The organism is Ligilactobacillus salivarius DSM 20555 = ATCC 11741 (genome assembly GCF_001435955.1).
Taxonomy (GTDB): domain Bacteria; phylum Bacillota; class Bacilli; order Lactobacillales; family Lactobacillaceae; genus Ligilactobacillus; species Ligilactobacillus salivarius.
This window is the reverse complement of the sequence record NZ_AYYT01000048.1, coordinates 1-463: the sequence shown is the minus strand read 5'-3', so window position 1 is coordinate 463 and position 463 is coordinate 1. Positions and strand designations below refer to the sequence as shown.

At 36.1% G+C, this 463-nt stretch carries 1 protein-coding gene; it reads right to left on the bottom strand.

Annotated elements, in window-relative coordinates; all coding sequences use genetic code 11:
• Positions 1 to 19: 19 nt before the first annotated feature.
• Positions 20 to 463, bottom strand: a 444-nt coding sequence (locus tag FC55_RS09660; protein ID WP_057704754.1) for a helix-turn-helix domain-containing protein, incomplete at its 5' end; no start/stop codon positions are given.

Sequence of the window (463 nt, the reverse complement as noted above, 5' to 3'; positions counted from 1 at the left end):
ACCCTGATCTGATCCACAATTATTGTTTTCTCCTTGGCTTTGAGGGTCCGAACAGGGTCAACGATTTTTTTAAGATATCACGCTCCATTTTGACTTGACGTAATTCACTCTTTAGTGCCGCAATTTCATCACTTTCCTTTTTTAAAATTTTACGTGCATCCTTCTTTGTCATTTTTGACATCTTACTTGGCCTACCTTTCTTCTTGGGTTTCAAGGCCTCAGATCCACCTTCCATAAACAACTTCAACCAGATAGATATCTGTGAACACAAAAGATTATGGGAAGCCGCCACTTTGGACATTGAAACATCATTATTTAGGTAGTAGTTTATCACACGAAGTTTAAAATCAACAGTAAATTTACGTTTGAAATGTCGTAATTTCAACCCTTCGGGTCCTTTTAAATTGTATACAGTCCACCATTTTTTTAAGGTATCCTTTGGTAAAGAATACTTATTTTCTAG